The organism is Cupriavidus sp. CP313 (genome assembly GCF_054072015.1).
Genome location: NZ_JBSVZB010000024.1, coordinates 119,687 through 144,078, shown reverse-complemented (window position 1 = coordinate 144,078; position 24,392 = coordinate 119,687). Strand labels below are relative to the sequence as shown.

The 24,392-nt window shown below is 67.8% G+C and carries 27 protein-coding genes; 14 read left to right on the top strand and 13 right to left on the bottom strand.

Translation table 11 applies throughout. The annotated features are described in order from the left end of the window. Positions 1-366 (bottom strand): MerR family transcriptional regulator (locus tag ACW4E8_RS28380; RefSeq protein ID WP_456807542.1); only part of this gene is annotated, 366 nt, incomplete at its 3' end. A gap of 246 nt (positions 367-612) precedes the next feature. On the opposite strand from ACW4E8_RS28380, the gene ACW4E8_RS28375 reads away from it, so the two are divergent. Together ACW4E8_RS28375 and ACW4E8_RS28370 are read left to right on the top strand one after the other, a co-directional pair. Beyond that, positions 613-843 carry a hypothetical protein gene (locus ACW4E8_RS28375; RefSeq protein WP_456807545.1) on the top strand — a complete coding sequence of 77 codons (231 nt, stop codon included), beginning with the start codon at positions 613-615 and terminating at the stop codon, positions 841-843. Between the two features lie 142 nt (positions 844-985). Further along, entirely contained in the window at positions 986-1,426 is a 441-nt protein-coding gene (locus ACW4E8_RS28370) for a CBS domain-containing protein (RefSeq protein ID WP_436220529.1), read from the top strand. A 50-nt stretch (positions 1,427-1,476) separates the two neighbouring features. Here ACW4E8_RS28370 and ACW4E8_RS28365 read toward each other — a convergent pair whose 3' ends face one another. Beyond that, entirely contained in the window at positions 1,477-2,517 is a 1,041-nt protein-coding gene (locus ACW4E8_RS28365) for a Rieske 2Fe-2S domain-containing protein (RefSeq protein WP_456807541.1), read from the bottom strand. 247 nt (positions 2,518-2,764) lie between these two features. On the opposite strand from ACW4E8_RS28365, the gene ACW4E8_RS28360 reads away from it, so the two are divergent. The 3 genes from ACW4E8_RS28360 (at position 2,765) to ACW4E8_RS28350 (ending at position 5,986) form a co-directional block, all read left to right on the top strand. Beyond that, entirely contained in the window at positions 2,765-4,330 is a 1,566-nt protein-coding gene (locus ACW4E8_RS28360) for an MDR family MFS transporter (RefSeq protein ID WP_456807540.1), read from the top strand. Positions 4,331-4,410: 80 nt separating this feature from the next. Further along, positions 4,411-5,055 (top strand): glutathione peroxidase, encoded by a 645-nt coding sequence (locus ACW4E8_RS28355; RefSeq protein ID WP_456807539.1) that lies wholly within the window; start codon positions 4,411-4,413, stop codon positions 5,053-5,055. Between the two features lie 145 nt (positions 5,056-5,200). Next, positions 5,201-5,986, top strand: a complete 786-nt coding sequence (locus ACW4E8_RS28350) for an oxygen-binding di-iron domain-containing protein (RefSeq protein ID WP_456807538.1) — start codon at positions 5,201-5,203, stop codon at positions 5,984-5,986. Here the strand turns inward: ACW4E8_RS28350 and gstA are convergent, their stop codons facing one another. From gstA to ACW4E8_RS28320, 6 genes are all read right to left on the bottom strand, one after another. Continuing rightward, the gene (gene gstA / locus ACW4E8_RS28345; protein ID WP_013955162.1) at positions 5,987-6,613 is read right to left on the bottom strand and encodes a glutathione transferase GstA; all 627 of its coding nucleotides are present in this window, start codon (positions 6,611-6,613) and stop codon (positions 5,987-5,989) included. It lies immediately after the preceding gene. 143 nt (positions 6,614-6,756) lie between these two features. Further along, entirely contained in the window at positions 6,757-7,494 is a 738-nt protein-coding gene (locus ACW4E8_RS28340; RefSeq protein ID WP_456807537.1) for an aspartate/glutamate racemase family protein, read from the bottom strand. A 31-nt stretch (positions 7,495-7,525) separates the two neighbouring features. Further along, positions 7,526-8,947 carry a dihydropyrimidinase gene (hydA, locus tag ACW4E8_RS28335; protein WP_456807536.1) on the bottom strand — a complete coding sequence of 474 codons (1,422 nt, stop codon included), beginning with the start codon at positions 8,945-8,947 and terminating at the stop codon, positions 7,526-7,528. A 4-nt stretch (positions 8,948-8,951) separates the two neighbouring features. Beyond that, positions 8,952-9,680, bottom strand: coding sequence for a maleate cis-trans isomerase family protein (locus ACW4E8_RS28330; RefSeq protein WP_456807535.1), 729 nt, complete (start codon positions 9,678-9,680; stop codon positions 8,952-8,954). A 70-nt stretch (positions 9,681-9,750) separates the two neighbouring features. Continuing rightward, positions 9,751-10,947 carry a serine hydrolase domain-containing protein gene (locus ACW4E8_RS28325; RefSeq protein WP_456807534.1) on the bottom strand — a complete coding sequence of 399 codons (1,197 nt, stop codon included), beginning with the start codon at positions 10,945-10,947 and terminating at the stop codon, positions 9,751-9,753. Positions 10,948-11,051: 104 nt separating this feature from the next. Beyond that, complete coding sequence (locus tag ACW4E8_RS28320; protein ID WP_456807533.1) at positions 11,052-12,350, bottom strand: MFS transporter; 1,299 nt, start codon at positions 12,348-12,350, stop codon at positions 11,052-11,054. A gap of 188 nt (positions 12,351-12,538) precedes the next feature. On the opposite strand from ACW4E8_RS28320, the gene ACW4E8_RS28315 reads away from it, so the two are divergent. From ACW4E8_RS28315 to ACW4E8_RS28305, 3 genes are all read left to right on the top strand, one after another. Beyond that, positions 12,539-13,267, top strand: coding sequence for a GntR family transcriptional regulator (locus ACW4E8_RS28315; protein ID WP_456807532.1), 729 nt, complete (start codon positions 12,539-12,541; stop codon positions 13,265-13,267). 22 nt (positions 13,268-13,289) lie between these two features. Beyond that, the gene (locus ACW4E8_RS28310; RefSeq protein WP_456807531.1) at positions 13,290-14,138 is read left to right on the top strand and encodes a fumarylacetoacetate hydrolase family protein; all 849 of its coding nucleotides are present in this window, start codon (positions 13,290-13,292) and stop codon (positions 14,136-14,138) included. A gap of 269 nt (positions 14,139-14,407) precedes the next feature. After that, a complete protein-coding gene (locus ACW4E8_RS28305) occupies positions 14,408-15,655 on the top strand; it encodes a M20 aminoacylase family protein (RefSeq protein WP_456807530.1) in 1,248 nt (415 codons plus the stop codon). Between the two features lie 19 nt (positions 15,656-15,674). On the opposite strand, the gene ACW4E8_RS28300 is transcribed toward ACW4E8_RS28305, so the two are convergent. Next, positions 15,675-16,553 carry an AraC family transcriptional regulator gene (locus ACW4E8_RS28300; RefSeq protein ID WP_456807529.1) on the bottom strand — a complete coding sequence of 293 codons (879 nt, stop codon included), beginning with the start codon at positions 16,551-16,553 and terminating at the stop codon, positions 15,675-15,677. A gap of 127 nt (positions 16,554-16,680) precedes the next feature. On the opposite strand from ACW4E8_RS28300, the gene ACW4E8_RS28295 reads away from it, so the two are divergent. Beyond that, on the top strand, positions 16,681-17,916 hold the full coding sequence (locus ACW4E8_RS28295) for an MFS transporter (protein ID WP_456807528.1): 1,236 nt from the start codon (positions 16,681-16,683) through the stop codon (positions 17,914-17,916). A gap of 3 nt (positions 17,917-17,919) precedes the next feature. Here the strand turns inward: ACW4E8_RS28295 and ACW4E8_RS28290 are convergent, their stop codons facing one another. Continuing rightward, positions 17,920-18,471 (bottom strand): MarR family winged helix-turn-helix transcriptional regulator, encoded by a 552-nt coding sequence (locus ACW4E8_RS28290; RefSeq protein WP_456807544.1) that lies wholly within the window; start codon positions 18,469-18,471, stop codon positions 17,920-17,922. Positions 18,472-18,532: 61 nt separating this feature from the next. On the opposite strand from ACW4E8_RS28290, the gene ACW4E8_RS28285 reads away from it, so the two are divergent. The 3 genes from ACW4E8_RS28285 to ACW4E8_RS28275 all read left to right on the top strand — a co-directional run bounded on the left by ACW4E8_RS28285 (position 18,533) and on the right by ACW4E8_RS28275 (position 20,203). Continuing rightward, positions 18,533-18,775 (top strand): EamA family transporter, encoded by a 243-nt coding sequence (locus ACW4E8_RS28285; protein WP_456807543.1) that lies wholly within the window; start codon positions 18,533-18,535, stop codon positions 18,773-18,775. 45 nt (positions 18,776-18,820) lie between these two features. Next, a complete protein-coding gene (locus ACW4E8_RS28280; RefSeq protein ID WP_456807527.1) occupies positions 18,821-19,114 on the top strand; it encodes a hypothetical protein in 294 nt (97 codons plus the stop codon). A gap of 105 nt (positions 19,115-19,219) precedes the next feature. Continuing rightward, a complete protein-coding gene (locus ACW4E8_RS28275) occupies positions 19,220-20,203 on the top strand; it encodes a Bug family tripartite tricarboxylate transporter substrate binding protein (RefSeq protein ID WP_456807526.1) in 984 nt (327 codons plus the stop codon). 14 nt (positions 20,204-20,217) lie between these two features. On the opposite strand, the gene ACW4E8_RS28270 is transcribed toward ACW4E8_RS28275, so the two are convergent. Then, entirely contained in the window at positions 20,218-20,898 is a 681-nt protein-coding gene (locus tag ACW4E8_RS28270) for a response regulator transcription factor (protein WP_456807525.1), read from the bottom strand. A gap of 221 nt (positions 20,899-21,119) precedes the next feature. Here ACW4E8_RS28270 and ACW4E8_RS28265 point away from each other — a divergent pair, with 221 nt between their 5' ends. Together ACW4E8_RS28265 and ACW4E8_RS28260 are read left to right on the top strand one after the other, a co-directional pair. Beyond that, positions 21,120-21,857 carry a response regulator transcription factor gene (locus tag ACW4E8_RS28265; protein WP_456807524.1) on the top strand — a complete coding sequence of 246 codons (738 nt, stop codon included), beginning with the start codon at positions 21,120-21,122 and terminating at the stop codon, positions 21,855-21,857. Further along, positions 21,854-22,606 carry a sensor histidine kinase gene (locus ACW4E8_RS28260; protein WP_456807523.1) on the top strand — a complete coding sequence of 251 codons (753 nt, stop codon included), beginning with the start codon at positions 21,854-21,856 and terminating at the stop codon, positions 22,604-22,606. Before ACW4E8_RS28265 ends, ACW4E8_RS28260 begins: the two co-directional genes overlap by 4 nt. Positions 22,607-22,657: 51 nt before the next feature. Here the strand turns inward: ACW4E8_RS28260 and ACW4E8_RS28255 are convergent, their stop codons facing one another. Both ACW4E8_RS28255 and minE read right to left on the bottom strand, forming a co-directional pair. Then, positions 22,658-23,755: a porin gene (locus tag ACW4E8_RS28255; protein ID WP_456807522.1), complete on the bottom strand. Its 1,098-nt coding sequence runs from the start codon at positions 23,753-23,755 to the stop codon at positions 22,658-22,660. 374 nt (positions 23,756-24,129) lie between these two features. Next, on the bottom strand, positions 24,130-24,384 hold the full coding sequence (gene minE, locus ACW4E8_RS28250) for a cell division topological specificity factor MinE (RefSeq protein WP_340522560.1): 255 nt from the start codon (positions 24,382-24,384) through the stop codon (positions 24,130-24,132). Positions 24,385-24,392: the final 8 nt, after the last annotated feature.

Sequence of the window (24,392 nt, the reverse complement as noted above, 5' to 3'; positions counted from 1 at the left end):
CGCCACCTGAGATCGCAAGTCGTCGCGCTGCCCAGCGCTACTGACGCGGCAGTACACGATTGTCGATCGCTTCTCAGGCCCGCCGCCAAGCGTCGCCCGAACATCGGACTCGTCAAAGTATCGATGCCCGGAAGGCAGGCGCTTAGCCGCCAGGATTCCCTCGCGCTCCCAGCGGCGCACCGTACTGGGAGCCCGTCCGATGCGCTTTGCGAATTCGTTGATCCGATAAACCTTGATCAGCGGCGCCGCCGCCGGGTTCGGAAACGAAGCGCCCGCCGCCGGCGACCTGAAACGGCCCGCCACGCCGCGCAGCAAGCCGCTCAAGCGCCCTTCGCAGCAGCGCGCGCACTTCACCGTCAACGCCATCTACGACGCCTTTGTTCGGATCTGGCGCCGCGATGGCTGGGACGGCGTGACCACGCGCGCGGTGGCGCTGGAGGCAGGGTTCTCGGTCGGCGCGCTGTATGAGTACTTTCCCAGCAAGGAAGCGCTGGCGTCGGGCTATGTGCGCCACACGGTCGAGACCATGCTGGCGCGCATCGACACCGAGGTCACGCAACGGGCCAATGCCGACTGGAGCCGCGCATCGCCGAGCCCAAGCACCACCGGCGCGTGTTCGAAGAGTTCTGCGAGGCCTGGCGCCGGGCGCTGTGCGCTTGCCCCGACTTGCCCGCGGCCCCGGATGCCGCGAAGGTGCAGGCACTGGTGCTGGCGGTCTGGGGGGCGCGCCGCTATCGGCTGCTGCTGCAGGGCGCGGCGCTGCAGCCGGCGCAATGGGTGGCCGAAATGCAGGCGCTGTGCCTGGCGGCACTGGACGAAAAAGCGACCGATGCGCAACCTTGAGCCCGCGGCTGCCATGCGGGCGTCACAACATTGCTTACAAAGATTCGCGTAAGTCACCCTGTAACGGCGCGCGTTACTTTGCTACTCTGATTGCATTGGCACCGCCAGCCGCATTGCATTGTCGACGGAAAAGGAGTTGGTGATGAAAACCGCACGCCAGGTTCTGGAGTCCAAGCCGAGTCAGGCTATTTACAGCGTCCCGCCCACGGCGACCGTCTACGCCGCGCTGCAACTGATGGCGGAGAAAGGCATCGGCGCGCTGCTGGTGATCGAGCAGGGCAAGATCCAGGGGATCCTGAGCGAGCGCGACTACGCGCGCAAGGTGATCCTGATGCAGCGCACCTCGCGCGAGACGCTGGTGCGCGACATCATGACCAACGCGGTGATCTACGTCGGCGCCAGCCAGACCACCGACGAATGCATGGCATTGATGACCCGGCACCGGCTGCGCCACCTGCCGGTGATGGAGGGCGACGAGCTGATCGGCATGCTGTCGATTGGCGACCTGGTGAAGGACATCATCTCCGAGCAGCAGTTCATCATCGAGCAGCTGGAGCATTACATCACTGGCGGCGGGCGTTAGGCCTGTCGTGTCCGGGGGCCAGGTCGCATGGGATGCGCCCGCCCCGTCCACTAGCCCAGCGTGCCGAACTTCACCCCATGCGCCGCCAGGTAGCGGCGGTACGCGCCTGCCAGCTTGTCCGCCGGCTGCGGCACCTCCACGCCGGTGCGCAACGGCAGGCGGCGCGGCTGCTGCGATTCCACGATCGGCTTGTCCTGCAGGAAGATGTTGTCCTGGAATTCGCGCAGGCTGGCGTCGTCATCCTCCGTCACCAGTGACATCACAAACCACACGCGGCTCGATTCCTCGTCCCGCGGGCCGATAAACAGCGCGATGGCGCCGCGATGGTTGTCGCCAAGGTCGGGCACCTTGGTCAGGATCGCGGCATAGGGCGCGACCACGCGGTATTCATACTCGACCATGGCTCCGCCGGCGGCGCTGGCGTGCGCGCGCGGCTGCCAGGCGCGGCAGCCGATGGTGCGCAGCGCGTCAGGCTTGCGCGCATCGCCGATGGCTTCCACTTCATAGGGCGGCACTTCGGTGTGCGCCGGGTCACCCAGGTAGCTCTCGTGGACATAGCCGAAGTGCGCCATGTCGAGGAAGTTCTCCACCAGCCGTGGTGCCGAGGTGGCAACGTCGTAGGGGCCGCAGACCACGTGGCGGCATTCGGCGTCGTCGTACTCGGGGAAGGGCGGCAGTTCGGGCACGGCCTCGGTGCCGTCGCCGCCAAGGCGTACCCATAGCAGCCCGTAGCCCTCGCGCACCGCGTGCGTGGTGGCGCAGGCGCGCGGTGCGGGCACCAGTTCGGGGTGGGCGGGATAGCGCGTGCAGCGCCCGCCCGATGCAAAGCGCCAGCCGTGATAGCCGCAATGCAGCAGGCCGTCGCGCACGGCGCCCAGCGTGAAAGCCGCGCCGCGGTGCGGGCAGCGGTCGTCCCAGGCGTGCCAGCCGTCGGCGTTGCGCCACAGCACCAGCGCGCGGCCAAAGAGCCGGGCGGAGAAGGGGCCGTCGCCGCTGGCCTGTTCGATGGCCAGCACGGCGTGCCACTGGCCGAGTTCGGGCCCGGCCGCATCGAGGGCCTGACCTGCTTCTTGTCGTGGGGTCTCGGTCATGACGAAATCTTACCTTCGATAGCGGCGATGTGATCTTGCATCGACCATTGTGCCTGATCGCGTCACGCAAGTGATGTGCCAGATACCTGCCATCGCAAGCGCGATATTTGCTGGCCGCATATAATTATGCGTTCGCTGAATTAGGCCCCCGCGACGGCGTCACGCTCCCTCTCACGCGGTTCCCGGCCGATATTCCCTGCATTTGACGTTGCTTTCACCGCACATCGCTGCGGTTTCGTGCTTGCCCATGTCTTCACCCTATTCCGCCGCATCCGCCCGGGACACCACGCCGGCCCTGCCCGCCCACGACCATCGCGCCGTGATGCGGGTGATCGGCGGCATCGTGCTGTGCATCCTGCTGGCCGCGCTCGACCAGACCGTGGTGATCCCGGCGGTGCCGGCGATCGCCAATGACCTGAACGGCTTCAGCCACCTGTCGTGGATCGTGACGGCGTACTTGATCGTGTCGACGGTGACCACGCCGCTGTACGGCAAGCTGTCGGACAGTTTTGGCCGGCGGCGCCTGCTGATGGTGGCGATCATGCTGTTTATCGGCGCCTCGGTCGCATGCGCGCTGGCGCAGACGCTGGGCCAGCTGATCCTGTTCCGCGCGCTGCAGGGCGTGGGCGGCGGCGGGCTGATGTCGCTGGCGCAGGCGGCCATTGCCGATGTGGTGGCGCCGCGCCAGCGCGGGCGCTACCAGGGCTACCTGGCCACGGTGTGGGCGGTGGCGTCGATCGCCGGGCCGCTGGTGGGCGGCTGGGTCTCTGACCATATGTCGTGGCGCTGGCTGTTCTGGGTCAACGTGCCGCTGGGCCTGCTGGCGATGTTCATGTGCTACCGCGGGCTGGCCATGCTGCCGCCGCGTGGCGGGCGTGCGCGCGTGGACTGGCTGGGGGCGCTGCTGCTGGCGGTGGCCATCGTCGCCTTCCTGCTGGCGATGAGCTGGGGCGGCGACGTCTACGACTGGCTCTCGCCAGAGCTGGGCGCCCTGCTCCTGGCCGCCGTGGCGGCCGTGGTCCTGCTGACCTGGCAGGAGCGCCGCGCCGCGGACCCGATGCTGCCGCCACGCCTGTTTGCCAACCGTGCCTATGTGATGGGCGTGGCCGCCTCGGCGCTGGCCGCGCTCGATATCTTCCTGTGCATCTTTGCCCTGCCCCTGCACTTCCAGCTGGTACGCGGCGCCGATGCATCGACCTCCGGCCTGCTGGTGATGCCGTTCCTGCTGGCCACCGTGGCGGGCAACTTTATCGTCGCGTGGCTGGCGCCGCGCGTGGGCCGCATGCGCGGCATCCTGATCGCCGGCTATATCGCCGGCGCGCTGGGGCTGATCGCACTGGCGCTGGTGACACCGGCGGTGCCGCTGGCCGTGGTGCTGGCGGCGATGACGCTGGCTGGCGTGGGCCTGGGCATGACCATGGTGGCCACGCTGATGAGCGTGCAGAACGCGCTGGAGCGCCGCGACACCGGCGCCGGCACGGGCGCGCTGCTGGTGCTGCGCTCGCTCGGCAGCGCGCTGGGCGGGGCGCTCGCCGGCACGCTGCTGACGCTGGAATTCCGCCATGCGCTGGCGGCCTCGGGGGTCACGCAGGCGCTGGACCTGGGCGCGCTGCGCCACGGCAGCGAGGCCTTTGCGCAACTGTCGCCGTCCGTGCGCGCGGTGCTGGCGGGCGGCGTGGAGTCGGGCTTCCACCTGATCTTTGCCGCGGGCGCGGCGGCGGCGGTGCTGGCGCTGCTGATCGTGCGCCGCATGCCGGACCTGGAGCTGCGCGGCAGCGTCACCGAACACGCGGCCACGCTGGCGATGGATTGAGCCGGCCTGCCGGAAAGCCGCTACCGGCGTAGACTATGGCGTACCCGATACAGCGAGCCGCCTTCCGGAGCCCCATCGCCATGACTCGTCGTTTCCCCTCGTCCGCCACACTCCAACAACTGCGCCCGGCCGCCCTCGCCGGCGCGCTGGCGCTGGCCGCAGCCGGCGCCGCACTATTGCCGCACCCTGCCCGCGCCGCCGACAAGCCGGCCACCGCGCCTGCACCGCAGGCAGCAGGCGCCTGCCCGGCGTCGCTCAACTTCAAGTTCCCGCGCCTGCAGGATGAAGCCCCGCAAAACCTCTGCCAGTACGCGGGCAAGGTCGTGCTGGTGGTCAACACCGCCAGCTACTGCGGCTTCACGCCCCAGTACGAAGGGCTGGAGGCGCTCTACAGCAAGTACCGTGACCGTGGCCTGGTCGTGCTGGGCTTCCCGTCGAACGATTTCTCGCAGGAGCCCGGCTCGGAGAAGCAGATCGCGGACTTCTGCTACAACACCTACGGCGTCAAGTTCCCGATGCTGGGCAAGTCGCACGTGCGCGGCAGCGAGGCCAACCCTATGTACGCGCTGCTGGCGAAGGAAACCGGCACCGCGCCCAAGTGGAACTTCTACAAATACCTGATCGGCCGCAACGGCCAGGTGGTGGGCAGCTACAACAGCAAGACCACGCCTGACGACAAGCAGTTCGTCGCCAAGATCGAAGAACTGCTGGCCAGCCCGCGCTGACGCGCGCGACGCCCGGCCGGGGTGTACACGCCTGACGACAGTCCGGCCGCTGGGGGGCGCGTGTTCCCTCCCCCATTGATTTGCATCAAGTTTGCAACGGGATTCGCTGAGTAACGTCGCCGCTTGCGACGAGCGGAGCGAGGCAATGGGAATCACGTTGTACGACGCGGACGGGCACACCTGCCTGATGTTCACCGACCTGGTCGAGGAAGCGCATGACGAAGCGGTGCAGACCAACCAGTTCCTGGTCGTCGACCACGGGCATGGCGCGCTGATCGATCCCGGCGGGCAGATGACCTACAGCGAGCTGTATCTCACCATCAGCCGCTACTTTCCGCCCAAGCAACTCGACTACGTGCTGGCTTCGCATGCCGATCCGGACATCGTCGCGTCGGTCGGACGCTGGCTGACGGGCTCTGACTGCCGCATCTTGATTTCCAGCGTGTGGGCGCGCTTCCTGCCGCATTTCTGCCAGGCCGGTAAGACGGCCGGGCGCATCGTGACGATTCCCGATGCGGGCATGCATATCCCGCTCGGGCACAGCTCCCTGGTCGCGGTGCCAGCGCACTTCCTGCATTCCGAAGGCAATTTCCAGTTCTACGATCCGGTCAGCAAGATCCTGTTCTCGGGCGATCTCGGTGCGGCCATGACAGGCGCCAAAGCGGCCGGCACCACGGTGACGGATTTCGATGCGCATACTCGCCTGATGCTGCCGTTCCACCAGCGCTACATGAGCGGCAGCCGCGCGTGCCGGCTGTGGGCAGCCATGGCGCGGTCGATGGATATCGAATGGATCGTGCCGCAGCACGGGCCGTCGTTTCGCGGCAAGCACATGGTGGCGCGCTTTATCGACTGGATCGACGCGCTGGCGTGCGGGCTGGACCTGCTGACGCAGGACCACTATCGCGTGCCCGCACCCGCCATGCGCTGATCAGTCGCGCACGAGCCCTTCGGCGCGCATGGCTTCCTGCACCGCCGGCCGCGCGGCGATGCGCGACAGGTAGTCCTGTAGCGTGGGGTATGCCGTCAGCGGCATCATCAGCATGCGGGCCCAGCCGAGGATGGTGAAGCAGTAGGCGTCGGCCACGGTAAAGGTGTCGCCGGTCAGGTACTGGCGGCCCTGCAGGTGCTTGTCGAGCTCAGCAAAGCGCAGTTGCAGCTTGGCCTTGCAGGCCTCTACTGTGCTCTGCGCGGTTTCCTTGTGCCACAGCCACGGGCTGAAGACCTTGTGCAGTTCCGTTGAGACCAGCGTGATCCAGCCAGTGGCTTCCAGCCGCTCGCGCGTGCCGGCGGCGGGCAGCAGCGCGCGTTCGGGCACCAGGTCGGCGATGTATTGCAGCAGCGACGCCGCCTCGGTATGGCGCGAGCCGTCGTCGAGCTGCAGCAGCGGCACGTAGCCGCGCGGGTTGATGGTGTAGTAGTCGTCGGTGCCGTTTTCAGGCACGGCCAGTTTGTGGTGGAGCAGGTCGACCTTGGCCAGCGTGACCGGCAGCCCGGCTTCGCGCAGGGCGATATGGACGGCCATCGAGCAGACGCCCGGAGTGTAGTAGAGCTTCATTGCGATCCTGTGGTGGTTGCCTGGCCGCCACGCCATGCGGCGGCCGTGCAGGCAGTCTAGGATCGCCCCCCTTATGCAGCAATGCGCGTCCTTGCGGACGCGCATTGCAGATTTGCACAGGGCTAATTTGGGCTAGGTTGCGCTCAGTCGAGCAGCTTTGCCAGCGCCGGCGGCAGGCCGGCATTGGGCTTGTGCGGCGGCCGCGCGAAGCTGCCCTGCGTGGCGCTGCCGGCGCGCAGGGCCACCAGCGATTCGCAATGCCGCACCGCGCTCGACACGCCATCCACCACCGGCACCGGAATGCGCCCTTGGAGCGAGCGCGCGAGTCCCGCCAGCGGCGCGCCGGCGACGATGATCACGTCGGCGCCGTCCTGCTCGATGGCTTGCAGGGCAAGTTGTTCCAGCCGCGCGGCATGGTCTTCCTGCACGCTGCCGATATCGCGCAGGGGTTCCTGCAGCGAGCGCACGCTGGCCAGCCGCGACGACAGGCCGTTGGCCGCCACGCATTCGCGGTACCACGCCTGGATGCGGTGCGAGATCGCGATGATGGAGAAACGCTGCCCCAGCAGGCAGGCGCTGGCCAGCGCGGCTTCGGTCATGCCGACGACGGGGACGTCGAACAGCTCTTTCAGCCCGGCCAGGCCGGGGTCGCCGAACGCGGCGACCACCAGGCCGTCGAACTGGCCGGCGTGTTCCGCGGCGGCGCAGGCGGTGGCATAGCCGCCGACCAGCGCCTCGAAGCGGGTTTCGATATAGGCCACGCCGAAGGCCGCGGTGGCCATCTGCAGCGTGGTGGTGGCGGCGGCGGTGCGCCGCGCTTCCGCCTCGATCAGCGCCGTGACGGATTCGCTGATATTGGGATTGACGATCAGGAGTTTCATGGTCGATATGGGTTGGCTGCGGGCGTGGCGATCAGCCCAGCATCGGCGCGCCCGCCGGCAGGAACTGCCCGCGGCCGGCCTGGGGTTCCTGGTACTGGCCATCGCGCACGAGCATCTCGCCGCGCGAGAAGCAGTGCACCGGCCAGCCGGTCACTTCGATGCCTTCGTACGGCGTGTAGTCCACCGCGTGGTGCAGCGCGCTGTTGCGGATCTGCACGCGCTTGTTCGGGTCCCACAGCACGATGTCCGCATCCGCGCCGATGGCGATGGTGCCCTTGCGCGGATACAGGCCATACAGCCGTGCCGGCCGCCACGAGGTCAGCTCGACAAACTGGTGCAGCGACAGCTTGCCGCGCGCGACGCCGTCGAACAGCAGCGGCAGGCGCGTCTCGATGCCCGGCACACCGTTGGGGATATGCTCGAACGAAGGCCGGTTGCCGTCCGGCTGCTTGCCTTGCGGGTCGTCATAGCGGAACGGTGCATGGTCTGACGAGAACACGCTGAACACGCCATTGGTCAGCGCGCGCCATACCGCGGCCTGGTTCTCCGGGTCGCGCGGCGGCGGGCTGCACACGCACTTGGCGCCTTCGTAGCCGTCGTCGCCGGGCAGGGCCATGTCGTCGGCGGTCAGGTACAGGTACTGCGGGCAGGTCTCGGCCAGGATCTGCAGGCCCCTGCCTTGTGCCCAGCGGATCTGCTCGATCGCTTCCTTGCCCGAGACATGCACGATCAGGATCGGCACGTCGACCAGTTCGGCAAAGGTGATGGCGCGGTGCGTGGCCTCACGCTCCACCGCGGCGGGCCGTGCCAGGCCGTGGAAGCGCGGTGCGATGCGCCCTTCCCCGACCAGCTTGTCGGTCAGCCACGAGATGCAGTCGGCGTTCTCGGCATGCACCATCACCAGCGCGCCGTTCTGCTTGGCGACGTCCAGCACCGACAGCATTTCGCGGTCGGACAGCTTCAGGTCGTCATAGGTCATGTAGACCTTGAATGAGCTGTAGCCCTTGCGGATCAGCGTCGGCAGTTCATCGGCCAGCACCGCCGGCGTGGGGTCGGCCACGATCAGGTGGAAGGCGTAGTCGATCACCGCGCGGCCTTCCGCGCGGCGATGGTAGTCCGCCACGGCAGCCTTGAGCGATGCACCCTTCTCCTGCGCGGCAAACGGGATTACGGTGGTGGTGCCGCCGCACACCGCGGCGCGCGTGCCGGTGAAGAAGTCGTCGGCCATGCGCAGGCCGTCGGGCATGGGCTGGTCGAGGTGGCAATGGCCATCGACGCCGCCGGGCAGCGCCAGCAGGCCATCGGCATCGATCTCGCGCGCGCCTTGCGGCAGCGCGTGGCCAAGCGCGACGATCTGCCCGTTGCGCACGCCGATATCGCAGCGGAAGCGGTCGGAGGCAGTGACCACGTCTGCGCGCCGGATCACCAGGTCAAGGCTGTCGTGAGCGGACATCGGCTTACTCCACTTCGCGGAACAGGCGGCCCCAGCCGCGCAGCTCACGCGTGTCCACGCCGCACAGGCGCAGCGACTTCCACACCACGGTGGAGATGGTGTCGTACAGCGGAATGCCGGTTTCGGCTTCAAGTTCTTCGGCCAGGTGCGCGGCGCGCAGGTTGGTGCAGAAGGTGGTGATGGCCTGCGGCTGGTGGTGGGCCAGGCCGCGCACCATCTCGCGGATGGTGTCTTCCTCGACCTCGGCGAAGCTGTAGTTCACATGCAGGTCCAGGTGGCTTTCGGCCACGCAGTGAAAGCCGCTGCGCTCGTAGTTGGCGATGATGCGCTGCTGCACGTCGTCCAGGTACGGCGTGGCCAGGCCGAAGTTGCGCGCGCCGGTCTTTTCCAGGATCTCGTTGAGCGCCAGCACCGAGGTGGTGGCCGGGATGCCGGTGGCTTCGGTGATCTGCTTGCACAGCGCTTCATCCTTGTCGAAGCCGAGCCAGCCGGAAGACGTGCCGTTCCAGGCGATGACATCGACGCGCGCATCGGCCAGCAGGCTGGCGGCGGCCAGGATCTTGTCCAGGTTGAACTGGCCCAGGGCCTGGTCGCGCAGCGAGATCTCGGTCACGGTGAAGCGCGAGAAATGCGCGCTGACGTTGGGCAGGCCGCTGACCATGGCGCTGGTGATGGGTTCGAGCGCCGTGTTGGAAGACGGCGTCAGCATGCCGAGTCGGATTTGCTTGGTCATTTCAGTCATTCTCAGGAGTGAGCGGGCGCCGTCCGCCTGGATATGCCGGGGGCGGCGCCGCTTCGGTTGTTTATTGTTCGGGTTTGTCGTTGAAGGCGAGGGCGGTGCCGGGTACGCCCTGGCTGCTGCGCGCCAGTTCCAGTTCCTTGCGCAGTGCCGCCTGGCGCTCGGCGTCGGGCTTGACCGACTTGCCGGCCTGCAGCGCGGGCAGCACGTAGTCATTGACCATGCGCCGGTACAGGTCGAGGTACGCCGCATCGCGCAGGCCGCCTTGCGTGGACATGATGCTGTTCATCACGATCACCGCGTTCTGCTTCGGCAGCACCGTGATGAACTGGCCCTTGTAGCCCATCGCGCTGAACTCGCGCTCGCTTTGCACGATGTTGTTGACCCAGCAGTAGAAGCCATAGTCCTTCGCCGGACCCGCAGGCGTGGTCATGCGCGCGACCCACGAGGCCGGCACGATCTGCTGCCCGTTCCAGCGGCCTTCGTTCAGCATCAGCATGCCGAGCTTGGCCATGTCGATGGAGCGCAGCCGCAGGCCCCAGCCGCCCGATACCGCGCCCTTGCCGTCGGCGCCGTCCCAGCGGTAGTGGCTCATGCCGAGCGGGCCGAACAGGCGCGCCTTGGCGTACTGGTCTTCGGGTTGCCCGGCGGCTTGCGTGATGGCGGCGCCGACCAGCACGGGATTGACGTCGATATAGTCGAACTCGGCGCCGGCCTTGGTGCGCACGGCGGCGGTCGCCGCCACGCGCAGGCGGTCCGGCACGCCGTAGTAGAGCGTGTCGGTACCTTCCACGAGCTTGTACGACAGGCCGCTGGACATCGACATCAGGTGGCGCAACTGGATCGCCTGCTTGTCTGCCAGCGCGCTGGCCAGGTCGGGGCGCGCGGCAGCCAGGCGCGGCGCGGGCGCGTCTTCGGCGCTCAGCTTGCCGTCGCCGACCAGCGTGCCGACCAGCAGGGCACTGATGAACTTGGTGACGGAATACAGTTCGTGGTTGTAGTCGCGCGCCAGGCCGTTGCCGTAGCGCTCGAATACCAGCTTGCCGTCCTTGATGACGAGCAGGCTGCGCACGTCGAGCTGGTCGCGGCGAATCCATTCGGACAGCGCGACGAGCCTGGCCGAATCGACGCCGACGGCTTCGGGTTGCGCGGTTGGCAGTCCATCACCGGCAGGTGCCGATGGCGCTGCCGGCGCGGCGTGCGCCTGCGCTGCGCCCAGCACGAGCAGGGCGGCGGCCAGCATACGTGGGAAGCGGGTCATGACATGTCTCCTCCACCGCTGCGCCGGTAGCGGCCGGCGCAGCGTGTGTGGTTTGCCTTGCATGAGGCAATGTATGAGTGTGGGTCCTTCGGTGCCGCAGCGGATCAGACCGGGATCTTGGTCTCGTAGTCGATCGCGGTGGAAGCCAGCAGCAGGCCGACGCCAGCCGCGGCGAAGAACATCAGCGCCAGGAAGTACGAGCCGGTGAACTGCACGATCATGCCGACGATGATGGGCACCGTGATGCCGCCGATATTGCCGCCCAGGTTCATCACGCCGCCCAGGAAGCCGATCTTGTTGCGGGTGCCGAGCATCGACGGAACGCACCAGAACAGGCCGCACCAGCGCAGGAAGAACAGCGTCGACGACAGCAGCACGACCACCATGACCGGGTCGGTGACGTAGGCCACCGAGAAGATCGAGACCGTGGCCACCACCGCGGCGATGCCGAACAGCGTGCGCATCACCACGTTGGGGCGCCCGCCGGCTTCCTTCCACTTGTCGGCGATCCAGCCGCCGATCAGTTCGCCGATAAAGCCGCTGAAGAAGATGATGAAGCTGGCGCCGCCCATCTGCTTGATGTCGAAGCCGTGCACCTTGTTCAGGTAGTTGGGCATCCAGGTCAGCAGGCCGTAGAACACGGTGTTGAAGCACATCCAGCCGGCCGCCATGCACCACACCGAGCGGTACTTGAAGAAGTCCAGCGAGCGGCCCGACAGGTTGGCCGGCTCGGCGCGGTGTTCGTTGGCCTGGGCTTCCTCGATGTAGCGGGCTTCCAGTTCGTTCACGCCGCGGTGCTCGCGCGGGGAGTTGCGCACGTAATACCACGCCAGCGCGCCGGCCAGCACGGTGCCTACGCCGGCGACGATGAAGGCGAGGCGCCACGAACCCAGCGTGGCGATCAGCCACGTGATGATGATGGCGCCGAGCGCCGCGCCCAGCGGCGCGCCGCCGTCAAGCAGGGTGGCGCCGCGGCCGCGTTCGTTCTGGGTCATCCAGATTGCGTTGAGCTTGCCGCCGGCCGGGTAGATCGGCGCTTCGGCCGCGCCCAGGCCGAGCCGCGTCAGCAGCAGCGCGGTGGCGTTGGTGGTGAAGGCTGCCACGGCCTGGGCAATGCCCCAGAACACGGTGGCGCAGGCGATCACGATGCGCGGCTTGTACTTGTCGGCCAGCATGCCGCCCGGCACCTGCATCAGCGCATAGGTCCAGAAGAACGAGCTGAGGATCAGGCCCTGCATGGTGGGGCTGAGGTCGAACTCCTTGGCGATCAGCGGCATCGCCACTGACAGTGAGGCGCGATCGATGTAGTTGATCGCGATGAGGAACAGCATCATCAAAAAAATCTTCCAGCGAACGGAGGTCTTGGCCTCCGTGATCACTGTCGCCCGGCTTGTCGTCTCCATGACGGCGTCTCCTGTTTTAGTCCTTGGGTGAGGCAGTTCTGTTGGCGTTCTGCGCAACAGGCCGGAGTATAGGATACGTAATCTGTAATTACAACGCGTGTAAGTCATTGATTTTGCGATGTTGCGCATGCACAATTTTGGTATGTGGTAGCCTTGTCGTGGTGCATTTCCCCATTCTGGTGACGTCTGTGACACAAACGCTTTCCCAAACCACGCGCCTGCGCACGCTCGGCATGTCGGCCGAAATCGCCGCCCGGCTGCGCACCATGATCGAAGAGGGCGAACTGCCGCCCGGCGTGAGGATCGATGAACGGGCCTTCTGCGAGACCTTCGATGTCTCCAAGACGCCGCTACGCGAGGCGCTGAAGGTGCTGGTGTCCGAGGGGCTGGTGCTGCACCGGCAGTACATCGGCTACCGCGTGGCGCCGCTGGACCTGGAGGAGCTGCGCGCCACCTTCGAGACCCTGCACGGGCTGGAGGCGCTGGCGGGCGAACTGGCCGCGCAGCGCCTGGGCGCGGCGGCCATGACCAAGCTGGAGCGGCGCCACCAGGCCATGATCGATGCGCATGCCGCGGGCCGGCGCACCGACTATTTCCGCATCAACCAGGAAATCCACCAGCTGATCATCGACGGCGCCGCCAATCCGGTGCTGGCCGGCGTCTATGCCGCGCTGATGAGCAAGGTGCACCGCGCGCGCGGTGCGGCCAATGCCGATACCATCCGCTGGCAGGAGTCGCATGAGGAACACGAGGCCATCATGGCCGCGCTGCGCGAACCCGGCCGGCCGCGCCTGGCGCAGGTGCTGCGCGCCCACTCCGAGAAAACTGCCACGGAAGTCCTGAGCGTGGTGGCGCAGACCCTGGCCGAAGCCGGCGCAACCGGCGCATCTGGCGCCGCCCTCAAGAAATCCGCCTGAACAACCCCTGAAGACAACGACGATGAAACTGGTTCGAGTAGGCAACCCCGGTGCCGAGCGCCCGGGCATGATCGATGCGCAAGGCCGCGTGCGCGACCTGTCCGGCGTGGTGGCCGATATCGGCGCGGCGCAGCTGGCGCCGGCGGCGCTGGCGCAGTTGGCGCAGGTGGACCCCGCGTCGCTCCCGGTTATCGAGGGCGCACGCTTTGGCGTGCCCTGGAGCGGGGTCGGCAAGATCGTGGCGATCGGCCTGAACTATGCCGACCACGCCGCCGAGGCCGGCATGCCGCTGCCGGCCGAGCCGATCGTGTTCCTGAAGGCCAACAGCTCGCTGAATGGTCCCAACGACGCGGTGATGCTGCCGTTCGGGTCGGAGAAGACCGACTGGGAAGTGGAGCTGGGCGTGGTCATCGGCAGCACCGCGCGCAATGTCTCGCGCGAAGCGGCGCTGAACCACGTGGCCGGCTACTGCGTGGTCAATGACGTGTCGGAGCGCGAGTTCCAGATCGAGCGCGGCGGCACCTGGGACAAGGGCAAGGGCTGCGACACCTTCTGCCCGGCCGGCCCTTGGCTGGTGACGCGCGACGAAGTGCCGGACCCGCAGGCGCTGGGCCTGTGGCTGGAGGTCAATGGCGAGCGCGTGCAGAAGGGCAGCACCGCCACCATGGTCTTCGACGTGGCCACCGTGGTCAGCTACGTCAGCCGCTTCATGACGCTGCTGCCGGGCGACCTGATCGCGACCGGCACGCCGCCGGGTGTGGGCATGGGCTTCAAGCCGCCGCGCTTCCTCAAGGCCGGCGACACCATGCGCCTGGGCGTGGACGGGCTGGGCGAGCAGACGCAGCAGGTGGTGCCCTACGGCGAACGCTGAGGGCAGGGCAGTGGCATCGCGTCACCCTCCGGGGTGACGCATGCCGGCAGCGCTGCTGCGGGCAAATACACCATCGCCAATGGTTCCCCATTGATACGCTTTCACACAAAGCGTTGGGTTTCCATACAAAGCGTACGATTAGGGCAACAGTTCCGGTGCTGAAACGGGCCCGATTACATGGTTTTACAGGTAAACGCACACTTGGCGTTTCGCTCGCGTTTTCTGCGTGAAATACTGGTTATACAGGTTTCGCCAGAGAGCAAAACACCATGTCTGAGCACGCCCCCGAAATCGAGTCCTACCTCGGCACCACCCTCACGGCGTCCCCCGCGTCGCCATTCAAGCACCGGTACTGCGCGCTGGCCGACACCCTGGACAGCCGCGCTGAACTCGAAGTCATCCGGCGCAATATCCACCAGCATCCCGAATTGGCCTTCGACGAGGTCCGCACCTCGGGCCTGGTCGCCAGCCTGCTGGAGACGTGGGGCTATACGGTCACGCGCGGCGTGGGCGGCACCGGGGTGGTGGGCAGTCTGCGCTGCGGCGACAGCGGGCACAGCGTGGGCATCCGCGCCGACATGGACGCCTTGCCGATCCACGAACGCACCGCACTGCCATACGCCAGCGTCAATGCCGGCCGCATGCACGCCTGTGGCCACGACGGCCATACCGCGATCCTGCTCGGCGCGGCAAAGCAACTGGCGCGCACGCGCAACTTTGACGGCACCGTACACCTGATCTTCCAGCCGGCCGAGGAAATCGGCGCGGGCGGCGGCGCCGAGCGCATGCTGGCCGACGGGCTGTTCGAGCGCTTTCCCTGCGATGCGATCTTCGGGCTGCACAACCATCCGGGGGTGGAGCAGGGCAATTTCCTGTTCCGCTCGGGCCCCTTCATGGCGGCGTGCGACACGGTCACCATCACCATCCGCGGCAAGGGCGGCCACGCCGCGCGCCCGCACCAGTCGGTCGATCCGATCCTGGTGGCAGGCAGCCTGGTGATGGCGCTGCAGTCGGTGGTGGCGCGCTATGTCGACCCGAACGAGACCGCGGTGGTGACGATCGGCACGCTGCACGCCGGCCACGCGCCCAATGTGATCCCGGACAATGCGCGCATGGAGATCAGCGTGCGCTCGTTCAACCCCGAGGTGCGCGCATCGGTGGAGAACCGCATCCGCCAGCTGGCCACCTCGCACGCCGAGGGCTACGGCGCGGTGGCCGAGGTCGACTACGTGCGCGGCTACCCGGTGTTGGTCAACAGCGAGCGCGAGACCGAGTTCGCGCGCCAGGTGGCCGAGGAACTCGTCGGCGCCGACAAGGTGGTGGACCAGGCCGCGCGCATCGCTGGCAGCGAGGACTTTGCCTACTTCCTGCAGCAGCGCCCGGGCTGCTTCGTGCGGCTGGGCAACGGTGCCAACCAGCCGCTGCTGCACAACGCCGGCTACGACTTCAACGACGATAACCTGACCGTCGGCGCGGCCTACTGGACACGGCTGGTGGAGCGATACCTGGGGCGCTGACCGGCCTGGTCCCCCCCGATCAGCGGAAGAACGCACTTGGCGGCACGCCGAACTGCCGCCTGAACATGGTCGCAAACGCGCTCGGGCTCTCGTAGCCCAGGTCCAGCGCCACATCCACCACCTTGCTGCCGGCGGCCAGCTTCTCCAGCGCCGCCAGCAGGCGCGCCTGCTGGCGCCATTGCCCGAAGGTCATCCCGGTTTCACGCGCAAAGCGGCGCTGGATGGTCTTGGGGTCCACCCCCAGCCGTGAACCCCAGTCCGCCAGCGTCAGCGCCGTATCGGGCGCGCCGGTGATGGCATCGCAGATCTGCCGCAGGCTGTCGTCGGCCGGACGCGGCAGGTGCAGCGGCAGCGACGGCACCAGCATCACTTCATCGAGCAACAGCCGCATCAGCCGCGCGTCGCGCGTGTCGGGGGCGTAGGGCAGGGGGATGTCGATCGCCGCCAGGATCAACTCGCGCAGCAGTGCAGAGATGCCCAGCACGGTGCAGCGCTGCGGCAGGTCGGGCGCGGCATCGGGGCGGATATAGGCGGTGCGCATCTGCACCCGGCCGACCATGCGGATCCAGTGCGTGGTGCCGCCCGGCATCCACATGCCGCGCGTGGGCGGCACGATCCACTGGCCTTCGGCAGTGGCCACCACCATCACGCCGTGCACCGCATGGATCAGCTGCGCGTGCGGATGCTGGTGCGGGTTGGTCACGTGGGCGGGCAGGTAGTCGGCGGCCATGGCGGTGACGGGCAGGGGGCTGCGGTCGAAGCGGACGTAGGGCGGGGGATCGGCGTAGGTGTCGCCCAGCGCCAGTGTCTCGGGCGTGGGGGCAGGGGGCGCATGCTGGTCGCGGGAGCGGCGGCGGGCTGCGCCAGAAGCAGAAAGGGGGCGAGGGGCGCGCGGCATGTCCTTTTCTCCAAGGTTGCGGACCTATTCTCGCAGGACAGGCGCCGGGGCGCCAGCTAGCATCGGTGCTCAGTTCCTTCCAGGCCGGCGCCCCCGCTGGCCGCTTTCCGTCTGTCGAGAGCCGCCAATGAGCACAACCATCGACTCCGCGCCTGCTGGCGCGACACCGTCCGCGACATCCCCCCAGGCCGAACGCACCGGTTTCCGCGTGCTGTCGGCGATCAGCTTCGCCCACTTCCTCAACGACATGATCCAGTCGTTGATCCTGGCCATCTATCCGATGCTCAAGGGGGGCTTCAACCTGAGCTTCACCCAGATCGGCCTGCTGACCATGACCTACCAGGTCACGGCGTCGCTGCTGCAGCCGGTGGTGGGCCTGTACACCGACAAGCATCCCAAGCCGCATTCGCTGGCCATCGCCATGGCGTTCACGCTGGCGGGCTTGCTCTTGCTGTCGGTCGCGCCGACCTACGGCGTGCTGCTGGTGGCCGCTGCGCTGGTCGGTACGGGGTCGTCGATCTTCCACCCCGAGTCGTCGCGCGTGGCGCGCATGGCCTCTGGCGGCCAGCACGGGCTGGCGCAGTCGATCTTCCAGGTGGGCGGCAACGGCGGCAGTGCCATGGGGCCGCTGCTGGCCGCGCTGATCGTGCACCAGCAGGCCAGCCTGGCGTGGTTCTCGCTGGCGGCGCTGGTGGGCATCGTGGTGCTGTGGCGCATCGGCGGCTGGTATGCGCGCCAGCTGGCGCAGGGCGCGCGCAAGCGCAAGGCCGCGGGCGCGGTGGCCAGCCCGGTGCCCACGCGCGTGGTGGTGCGGGCCATGGTGGTGCTGATGGTGCTGGTGTTCTCCAAGTACTTCTACATGGCCAGCCTGACCTCTTACTACACCTTCTACCTGATGGAGCGCTTCGGGCTGGCGCGCCAGAACGCGCAGCTGCACCTGTTCATGTTCCTGGCCGCGGTGGCGGCGGGCACCATCCTGGGCGGCCCGATCGGCGACCGCATCGGCCGCAAGCGCGTGATCTGGGCTTCGATCCTGGGCGTGGCGCCGTTCACGCTGGTGCTGCCGCACGTGGGCCTGTTCTGGACCACGGTGCTGACCTTCATCATCGGCTTTATCCTGGCCTCGGCGTTCTCGGCGATCCTGGTGTTCGCGCAGGAGCTGATTCCCGGCAAGGTGGGCATGGTGTCGGGCCTGTTCTTCGGCTTTGCCTTCGGCATGGGCGGCATCGGCGCCGCGGTGCTGGGCGGCATGGCGGATACGCACGGCATCCGCGCGGTGTACGAGTACTGCGCCTACCTGCCGCTGCTGGGCCTGCTGACGGTATTCCTGCCTGACCTGCGCGAGCGTCCGCAGCGGGCCTGACGCTCAGGCCGGGTCATTGCCTTCGCCGCCACCGCCCGGTGGCGGCTCGAACATGCGCAGCCAGCGGCGCAGCAGCGCGGCCAGCTGCGCGCGCTCCGTCGCAGTCAGGTCCGCCAGCAGGCGGTGCTCGTTGGCCACGTGCAGTTCCAGTGCGCGGTCGACGCGCTCGCGTCCGGCCTCGGTCAGTTCCACCAGCAGCCCGCGCCGGTCTTCCGGATTGGGCTGGCGCCGCACCAGCCCGGCCCGCTCCAGGTGGTCGAGCCGGTTGGTCATGGTGCCCGAAGTGATCATCAGCGACCCGATCAGCGCGCCCGGCGACAGCGCATACGGCGGTCCCGCGCGACGCAGCGTCGCCAGCACATCGAATTCCCACGGCTGCAGGCCGGTTTCCCCAAGCGCGGCTTCAATGGCCCGGCTGGTATGGCGGTTGAGCCGGCCCAGCCGGCCGATCACGCCCATCGGCGAGGCATCCAGGTCCGGGCGCTCGCGCGCCCATTGGGCGAGAATGCCGTCGACATGATCAGGCGTTTCTTCGGGTTTGCGGCGGGTAGTCATCGAGGGGCAGGCGTGCGGATACGCGAGTGGCAGGAACACCGAAGTATCTTGACATCAAACAATCGGCTTCGTAAAGTGGATTTATCTTTTCACGCTGGCCAACTGGCTTGGCTATGCGTGGCTGAGCATTGTCGGGGCCGGCTTCAGCTATGCGCTGTGGTTCCGCGGTGTCGGGCGCATGCCGTCGTCCGCGGTGGCGGCGCTGGGGCTGCTGAGCCCGGTCAGCGCCACCGTGCTCGGCTTCCTGGTGCTGGGCCAGCGCGCGGCGACGCCGGCCGCGGTGGCGCGCACGCAGCCGGCCTGATCCGATTGCGTCAGCGGCTGCTGCCGGGCGGCGTTTTGCGGCATCATGGCGGGCATGAAGTCTGCCGTGCCCCCGCCACCCATCCAACCTGTGTCAGCACCGTCTGCCACGCCCGCCTGCGAGCGCTGCCTGGCGCTCGCCGCCGACCCGCGCCGGCGCGAGCCGCCGGCCTGCCTGGCGCTGCGCGGCACGGTGCCGCTGGTGAGCCAGAGCGCCGCCGGCGTGCCGTTCAGCATGCTGACTTTTGCCTGCCGCGACTGCGGCACGGTATGGCGACTGTATGACAGGGCCAACGAACTCTTTGTCTCGTGGGTGCCGGAACGCCCGCTGGTGCGCTGAGCGCGCACGTCCCGATCGGCTAAGATAGCGGCTGCCTTGCGCCAGGCCGGCAATCCGCTGCCGCGCCCGGCGCCCTCCTGTCGAAATCTCTCCCGCATTTCCATCATGGCCTTCCCCTTCCGCTCATCCCTGCTGGCCGCCTTGTGCGTGACCAGCGGTGCTGCCGCACTGCCTGCCGCCGCTGCCGACGCCTATCCCGGCCGTCCGATCCGCGTGATCGTCGCCTACCCGACCGGCGGCATCAGCGACACCGTGGCGCGCGCGCTGGGCGAGCGGCTGTCGGCGCAGATGGGCACCTCGGTGGTGGTCGAGAACAAGGCCGGCGCGGGCGGCAGCATCGGCATCGATGCGGTCGCCAAGGCTGCGCCGGACGGCTATACGCTGGGCTTTGCCGCCACCAGCCCGCTGACGCTCAACCCGCATGTCGGCCGCGTCAACTACGACCCGCAGAAGGACGTGGCGCCGGTGATGAGCGTGATGTACTCGCCGGTGCTGGTGGTAGCCACCTCCGGCTTCAGCGGCAAGAGCTTTGCCGACGTGGTCGGTCAGGCCAGCGCCAGGCCGGGCTCGGTGCGCTGGGCAACGTCGGGCCTGGGCACGGTCGGCCATGTGGTGCTGGAACAGATCAAGCAGAAGTCGAAGGCCGACATCACGCTGATCCCGTACAAGGGCGCGGGCCAGCAGATGAACGACGCGCTCGGCGGCCAGTTCGAGGTGATGAGCACCAACGCCAGCCCGGTGCTGACCCAGCATATGCAGGCTGGCCGCCTGCGCGCGCTGGCGGTGGGTGCGCCCAGGCGCCTGGAGAGCCTGCCCTCGGTGCCGACGCTGGCAGAGCTGGGCTACCCCAAGGCCAACCTGACCTCGACCTTCGGCATCTTCGCGCCGGGCAAGACGCCCGCGGCCATCATCAACCGCCTGAACGCCGAACTGAACAAGGCGCTGGCCGAGCCGGAAGTCCATGAGCGCCTGCTCAAGGGCGGCGAGGTGCCGACCGGCGGCACGCCGGCGCAGTTTGCCAAGGCCATCCGCGAAGAGTCCGCGGAGAACGCCCGCATCGTCAGGGAAGCGGGCATCAAGGCCGATTGAGGCCTGCGGCTGGGCTAAGCCGCATCCAGGCGGCTGCCCAGCCCATACACCGACGACAGCCGCACGCCATTGTGCGGCCACAGCGACAGCTTGGTGCGCACGCGCGACAGGTGGCTGTCCACCGTGCGCGAGGCCGGGTCCATGCGGTAGCGCCAGACCTGGTCGACCATGGTCTGGCGCAGCACCAGCGAACCCAGGTTGCGGAACAGCAGCACCGCCAGGTCGAATTCCTTGGGGGCCAGCAGCACCGGCTTGCCCTGGACCCACACGCGCCGCTCCGCGGTGGCAAAGCGGAACACGCCGTGCGCCAGGTCGCATTCCTCGCCCGCCGGCCTGGCGCGGCGCAACAGCGCCAGCACGCGCGCGGCCAGCTCGGCCGTGCGCAGCGGCTTGGGCACGTAGCTGTCGGCGCCTTGCGCAAAGCAGGCCGCGACGAAGGCGTCTTCGTTGGAGGTGCCGGTCAGCATCACCGGCATCTCGTTGCCGAGCGTGCGGCGCACCCATGCCAGCACTTCCAGGGCCGGGATCCCCGGCGTATCGCAATCGAGCATCAGCAGATCGAACGACCTGCCGCGCAGCGCGCCGATCATGGTGCGTCCGCTGAGATAGCGCGTGCACTGGTGCCCGTTCAGGCGCAGGGTCTGTTCGATGCTGACGGCGAGGGTCGGGTCCGCCTGCAGCGCGGCGATGTTCACGAGAGTGGCTCCTGCGCGGGCGCATCGGAATGCGCCGATGGATGGACAGAGCATGGCACTGCGGGCCCGCTCGGCACGCAGCGAAACCCATGGTAGGAGCGGCCTGCTGAGGCGAGAAGTAAAAGATTGTTGAAAGTTGAGATTGAGGTCTTTCCTATTCGTGCGGACGGCAACGCGGTCTTAAATGTCCCGCTAGTGCCCTGTTCCGTCGGAGACAACACATGGGAAAGAAAATGGCATCGCGCATTGCATCGCTTGAAGACGCGCCCGCGGATGCGGCGCTGATCCGGCAGGTCATTACCGGCGCGGGACATGACTGCGTGACCTTCGCTGAAAGCCGGCGCCTGCTGCTGGCGCTGCGCGACGCGGGCTTCGACCTGCTGCTGCTGGACTGGCAGATGCCGGACTTGTCCGGGCGCGAGGTGCTGGCCTGGGTGCGTACCCACCTCGACCGCCGCATCCCGGTGATGTTCCTGACCTGCCGCGAGGCCGAGCTCGACATCGTCAATGCCCTGGCGGCGGGCGCTGACGACTACATGGTCAAGCCGGTGCGCCCGGCCGAGCTGGCCGCGCGCATCGACTGCCTGCTGCGGCGCGCGAACCCCGCGCAGCTGGCGCAGCTGGCGCCGTTGCGGCTGGGTGAGTACGCCTTCGACTGCGCCTTGCGCAAGGTCACCTGCAACGGCCATCCGGTCGGCCTGACGCCGAAAGAGTTCGACCTGGCGGTGCTGCTGTTCCGCAACGAGGGGCGCATCGTCACGCGCGACCACATCACCGCCGCGGTCTGGGGCCGCGAGATCTCGCCGCTGTCGCGCACCATCGATACCCATGTCTCGCGCGTGCGCAGCAAGCTTGGGCTGCAGGCAGGGCACGGCTTGCGGCTGACGCCGGTCTACACGCATGGCTACCGGCTGGAGCGTACCGATCGCCCGGAGCGCACCGAACGGGCTGCCGCATGAAAGCGTCCCGGTTGCACCAGGCGGGGCTGGCCGTGGCACTTTGGCTCGGCGGCCGCTGGCTGGCGCGGTGCCTGCGCGGCCGGCCGGTTGGGCAGCGCCGCGCTGATGTGCGCAACCCCGCCGCCGTGCACGACATGCTGCTGCACGTGCTTGGCCACGACCTGCGCGCACCCAATGCCTCGCTGCTGGCCTGGCTGGAGCTGCGCCGCACGCGGGACCAGGCCGACGCCGCGCTGCTGGCGCAGGTTGGCGGCCATGCGCGCCGTTCGCTGCGCCAGATCGATGACCTGAACCGGCTGCTGCGCGAAACGCGCCACGCCTATCGCATGCGCCGTATCGCCATGGAGTCGCTGCTGGATGAAGCGCTGGACCGCGTCTGGACCCTGGCCAGCGAGGCCGGCGTCCGGCTTGAACGGCCGGGAGGCCGCCTGCCGCGCCTTGGCGGGGATCAGGCCATGCTGGCGCAAACGCTGGAATGGCTGCTGACCAGCGCCATTGATGCCGCGGCGCGGGGGACTGCGCTGCGGGTCACGTGCCGTGGCCACGCAGGCGGCCTGGCGCTGTGGCTGGCGTTCGATCCCGCCGACGACGAAAGCGCCGCGCGGCTGGCGCAGCCCGGGCCGGCGCTGCTGTGCGCACAGCGCGTGGTGGCGCGCCATGGCGGCGTGCTGGTGCCGCTGCAGCCGCTGGGCGAAGCCGCCTCGCCGGCCGGCTGGTACCTGTGGCTGCGGCGCCGGCCGCGCCCATGAAAAAAGGCACCCGAAGGTGCCTTTTGCCAGGTACTGCTGATCAGGTGTCGATCAGAAGATGTGGCGGATACCGACGGCAGCGCCAGTCTGGTTGTTGCGGCCCGGCATTTCGGTGGTGGTGCCGCCCGAAACCTTGTTGAAGTCAACCGTGCCGTAGACCTGGGTGCGCTTGGACAGCGAGTACTCGGCCAGCAGCACGCCGGTGTAGCGGCGGCCGTTGTTGTCGTTCACGCCGTTCTTGTTCTCGACGTAGTCGCCGTAGAAAACGCCGGTCAGCGCCAGGGCCGGGGTGGCCTGGTAGGTCAGGCCGATGTAGCCGATGGTGTCCTTGCGCGGGTTGTTGGCAGCGCCGGCGGTGACCACGGCCGGAGCAGGCGCCGCAGCCGAGTTGTTCAGGAAGCCGTTGTCGATCACGCCGGTGCGGTCCTTGCCGCCGACGTAGCCCACGAACAGCTTGGCCGGGCCAAAGGCGTACTTACCGGCAGCGCCCCACATTTGCTGCTTGTCGCCGTTGATGTTGCGGATTTCCTGGTACACGCCGCCGATGCCGAACGGACCGAACGAGTAAGCGGCACGGGCGCCCCAGTACTGGTTCTTGGTCATGCTGCCCGGCTGCTCGCCGAAGCCGTAGCTGGCGCCCACGTCCAGGCCGCCGAACTTGCCGCTGTAGCCGACGACGTTGTCGCTGCGGAACTGGGTCAGGAAGAACGGCCAGGCGTTGTTGGTGTAGTTGCCGATGGTCAGCGGATCGTAGTCGCCGAAGAAGTTAAAGCCTTCGGTGTACTGGCGGCCCAGCTTGATCGTGCCAAAGTCGCCCGACAGGCCAACGTAAGCCTGACGACCAAACAGGCGGCCATTCGGGTTGGTGGCGCTGGCCTGGTTGGAACGGCCGGTGTCCGGATCGAAGCCGCCTTCCAGCTGGAAGATTGCCTTCAGGTTATTGCCGAGGGCTTCGCTGCCCTTCAGGCCCCAGCGGCTGTTGGTGACGGCGCCGTTGGTCAGTTCCCACAGGTTGTCGTTGTTGGCGCTGGAGTTCGTCTGGAAGCGGATGCTCTGGTCAACGATACCGTACAGGGTAACGGACGACTGGGCGAACGCCGAACCTGCCAACAGGCTGCCGGCTGCGAGGACGATGGCCGATTTCTTCATGGTGCTCCTTTTCTGTCTTGTACTGTTCTCTCCGCCGGATCACGGCGTGGACGATGTCTACGTTTCGTGTAGACGCCGCGAAAATTTAACAAAACGTAAGCTACAAGGACACAAAACTCCGCCAAGCTGCGCTTTCAAGCAGGATTTTGGTGCAAATCCGTTGTCTCGCCGCTACACAATTCTGAATTGGTGCGTTGCCGCATAGTCGCGAGGTGGCCTGCACACTGGGCTGGCGGGGGTAGGGCGGGGGGCGGGGCAGGGAAATCGGAGGCCGGCCGACCCCGGCGCGCAAGCGGCGCCGCGGTCGGCGGAAAGACGGGAAGAGCGGGGAAACCGAGGGGGAGGGGTGAGCCCGGCAGCGCCGGGATCCGTCCTCAGTTCTGCGGGATCTCGATCTTGACCTCGAGCACCTCGAGGTTGTCCTGGCGTTCCAGGGTGACGCGCAGGTCCTGGTCGCCGATCTTGACGTATTTGGAGATCACCGCCACCAGCTCGCGCTGCAGCGCGGGCAGGTAGTCGGCGGGCGCGGAATGGCCGGTGCGCTCGTGCGCCAGGATGATCTGCAGCCGCTCCTTGGCGACCGACGCGGACTTCTTCTTCTCTCCCAGCAGGAAGGAAAGGATCGACATGGGGTGAG

Bases quoted from the DNA above. Each gene is read 5' to 3' on its own strand.
- ACW4E8_RS28370 (WP_436220529.1), top strand. From the start codon at position 986: ATGAAAACCGCACGCCAGGTTCTGGAGTCCAAGCCGAGTCAGGCTATT.
- ACW4E8_RS28365 (WP_456807541.1), bottom strand. From the start codon at position 2,517: ATGACCGAGACCCCACGACAAGAAGCAGGTCAGGCCCTCGATGCGGCC.
- ACW4E8_RS28360 (WP_456807540.1), top strand. From the start codon at position 2,765: ATGTCTTCACCCTATTCCGCCGCATCCGCCCGGGACACCACGCCGGCC.
- ACW4E8_RS28355 (WP_456807539.1), top strand. From the start codon at position 4,411: ATGACTCGTCGTTTCCCCTCGTCCGCCACACTCCAACAACTGCGCCCG.
- ACW4E8_RS28350 (WP_456807538.1), top strand. From the start codon at position 5,201: ATGGGAATCACGTTGTACGACGCGGACGGGCACACCTGCCTGATGTTC.
- gstA (WP_013955162.1), bottom strand. From the start codon at position 6,613: ATGAAGCTCTACTACACTCCGGGCGTCTGCTCGATGGCCGTCCATATC.
- ACW4E8_RS28340 (WP_456807537.1), bottom strand. From the start codon at position 7,494: ATGAAACTCCTGATCGTCAATCCCAATATCAGCGAATCCGTCACGGCG.
- hydA (WP_456807536.1), bottom strand. From the start codon at position 8,947: ATGTCCGCTCACGACAGCCTTGACCTGGTGATCCGGCGCGCAGACGTG.
- ACW4E8_RS28330 (WP_456807535.1), bottom strand. From the start codon at position 9,680: ATGACCAAGCAAATCCGACTCGGCATGCTGACGCCGTCTTCCAACACG.
- ACW4E8_RS28325 (WP_456807534.1), bottom strand. From the start codon at position 10,947: ATGACCCGCTTCCCACGTATGCTGGCCGCCGCCCTGCTCGTGCTGGGC.
- ACW4E8_RS28320 (WP_456807533.1), bottom strand. From the start codon at position 12,350: ATGGAGACGACAAGCCGGGCGACAGTGATCACGGAGGCCAAGACCTCC.
- ACW4E8_RS28310 (WP_456807531.1), top strand. From the start codon at position 13,290: ATGAAACTGGTTCGAGTAGGCAACCCCGGTGCCGAGCGCCCGGGCATG.
- ACW4E8_RS28305 (WP_456807530.1), top strand. From the start codon at position 14,408: ATGTCTGAGCACGCCCCCGAAATCGAGTCCTACCTCGGCACCACCCTC.
- ACW4E8_RS28300 (WP_456807529.1), bottom strand. From the start codon at position 16,553: ATGCCGCGCGCCCCTCGCCCCCTTTCTGCTTCTGGCGCAGCCCGCCGC.
- ACW4E8_RS28295 (WP_456807528.1), top strand. From the start codon at position 16,681: ATGAGCACAACCATCGACTCCGCGCCTGCTGGCGCGACACCGTCCGCG.
- ACW4E8_RS28290 (WP_456807544.1), bottom strand. From the start codon at position 18,471: ATGACTACCCGCCGCAAACCCGAAGAAACGCCTGATCATGTCGACGGC.
- ACW4E8_RS28280 (WP_456807527.1), top strand. From the start codon at position 18,821: ATGGCGGGCATGAAGTCTGCCGTGCCCCCGCCACCCATCCAACCTGTG.
- ACW4E8_RS28275 (WP_456807526.1), top strand. From the start codon at position 19,220: ATGGCCTTCCCCTTCCGCTCATCCCTGCTGGCCGCCTTGTGCGTGACC.
- ACW4E8_RS28265 (WP_456807524.1), top strand. From the start codon at position 21,120: ATGGGAAAGAAAATGGCATCGCGCATTGCATCGCTTGAAGACGCGCCC.
- ACW4E8_RS28260 (WP_456807523.1), top strand. From the start codon at position 21,854: ATGAAAGCGTCCCGGTTGCACCAGGCGGGGCTGGCCGTGGCACTTTGG.
- ACW4E8_RS28255 (WP_456807522.1), bottom strand. From the start codon at position 23,755: ATGAAGAAATCGGCCATCGTCCTCGCAGCCGGCAGCCTGTTGGCAGGT.
- minE (WP_340522560.1), bottom strand. From the start codon at position 24,384: ATGTCGATCCTTTCCTTCCTGCTGGGAGAGAAGAAGAAGTCCGCGTCG.